Below are 2,285 nucleotides of genomic sequence, written 5' to 3'. Positions count from 1 at the left end.
CCCCCGGGCAACCCTATTCAGCCGCCAGCCCGCGTCCCTTCAGCAAAGCCTCAACACCCGGCAAACGCCCCCGGAAGGCCTTGTACAGCTCTGCAGCATCCACCGAGCCACCGGTGGACAGGATGTGCTTCTCCAGGGCCTCAGCACGTTCAGAGTCAAAGGCACCGCCTGCCTCTTCAAAGGCGGCAAAGGCATCGGCGTCCATCACCTCAGACCACATGTAACTGTAATAGCCCGAGGCATAGCCATCCCCAGAGAACACATGGGCAAACTGCGGCGTCGCATGGCGCATGGTGATGGCTGCCGGCATGTCTATTTCTGCCAGCACCTCAGCCTGTTTGGCCATCACATCCTCAGGGGCCGCGCCTTCGTGAAAGGCAAGATCCACCAGCGCCGAGGCCACATATTCCGCCGTCTGGAAACCCATATCAAAGGTCGAAGCCCCCAGAACCTTTTGCAACAGTTCCGGCGGCATCACCACGCCGGTCTCCGCATGGGTGGCAAATTCGCTCAGCACCTCAGGCGCTTCTAGCCAGTGCTCATAAAGCTGACTTGGCAGTTCGACAAAATCCCGTGCCACCGAGGTGCCAGAAATGCTCTCGTAGCTTACATTTGATAACATCTGATGCAGCGCATGGCCAAATTCATGGAACAGAGTACGGGCATCATCCCAGGACAGCAGCGCCGGTGTGGCCTTGGCAAAGTTGCAGACATTAATCACGATCGGCCTCTGCGCCTGGGGGAACCCGGCCTGGGCGCGCATTGCCGAACACCAGGCGCCAGAGCGTTTTGAGCCACGAGCAAAATAGTCGCCGATGAAGACTGCGAGATGTTTGCCGTTCCGGGTCACCTCCCAGGCGCGGCAATCCTCGTGGTAAAGCGGCACATCCAAAGGAGCAAACTCCAGCCCAAACAGGCGGTTGGCACAAGAAAAACTGGCCTCGATCATCCGATCCAGCTGCAAATAGGGTTTCAGCTCCGCCTCATCCAGATCATGCTCCACCTTGCGGCGTTTCTCGGCGTAGTAGCGCCAATCCCAAGGTTGCAGATCGCCGTTGATGCCATCCGCCTGCATCATCTGCTCCAGCACCTCGGCATCGGCATCGGCGCGGGCCTTTGCGGGCTCCCAGACATCCATCAACAAGTCACGGACAGCAGCGGGGGTCTTGGCCATCTCGGTTTCCAGCTTGTACTGCGCAAAACTGTCATAGCCCAGTAGCGCCGCGCGTTCCGCCCGCAGGGCAAGGATCTCGGCGGCGATACCGCGATTGTCGGTCTCTCCTGAATTGGCGCCGCGCGCCGTCCAGGCGGCAAAGGCCTTTTGACGCAGATCCCGGCGCGGCGAGAACTGCAAAAACGGCGTGATAATCGAACGTGACAGCGTCACCACCGGACCATCTGCCCCCTTTTCCACACCGGCTGCGCGGGCTGTGGCAATGGCAAACTCTGGCAACCCTTCCAGATCCTCTTCGCCAAGCTCCATGTGCCAATCACGCTCATCCGCCAAAAGGTTCTGGGTGAACTCGGTTCCTAAGCTGGCCAGCCGCCCCTTGATCTCTTGCATGCGCTGATCGGCCTCACCTTCCAACGCCGCCCCACCGCGCACAAAGCCGCGATGGGTGAGCATCAGCACCCGCGCCTGCTCATCACTCAGATCCAGACTGTCGCGCTGTTCCCAGACCTGCTTGACCCGGCCATAAAGCGCCTTGTTGGCGGTGATCGCGGAAAAATGCGCCGCCAGTTTGGGGGAAAAATCCCGTTGCAGCGCCTCCCGTTCTGGATTGCTGTCGGCCCCAGCCACTGTGTAAAACACCGACAGAACCTGCTCCAGCGCCGGACAGGGGGTTTCCAGCGCTTCAATCACATTGTCAAATGTGGCGGGTTCAGAGTTCCCGGCGATTTCAGCAATCTGCGCTTGGTGCTGAGCCAGTGCCTGATCCAGAGCAGGCGCAAAATCCGTGTCCTGAATTTGGTCAAAGGGGGCAATTTCAAAAGCGGTATCCCATTGGGACAAGAGGGGGTTTGTCATCACAGCGGTCTCCTTTGCGCAGAGGGTAGCGGTGATGTGGTGGGGCTGCAATCAGACAAGCTGCAAGTGGTTCAACAAAAGGAAAGTTCAAAAGCAATGGAGTTCTGCTGTCGCAATGGCTTTGTTGCACAAATAGCCTGAGGGGATTCATCTTGTGAATCCAGGATGATAACTAGAGGCTATGAGCAGTTGGGCCCCTACGAAATACAAGACCAAGAACTGGTCGGCTTACAATGAAGCGTTGAAGCGTCGCGGA

General features: G+C 58.4%; 1 protein-coding gene. It reads right to left on the bottom strand.

Translation table 11 applies throughout. The features are described 5' to 3' along the window. Positions 1 to 13: 13 nt before the first annotated feature. Entirely contained in the window at positions 14 to 2,029 is a 2,016-nt protein-coding gene (locus ABJP42_RS20515) for a M3 family metallopeptidase (protein WP_348343798.1), read from the bottom strand. Positions 2,030 to 2,285: the final 256 nt, after the last annotated feature.

It is taken from the genome of Pseudophaeobacter sp. (genome assembly GCF_039971195.1).
Lineage (GTDB): Bacteria > Pseudomonadota > Alphaproteobacteria > Rhodobacterales > Rhodobacteraceae > Pseudophaeobacter.
Note: the sequence above shows the minus strand (reverse complement) of the source record. Positions and strands in the feature narration are given on the sequence as shown.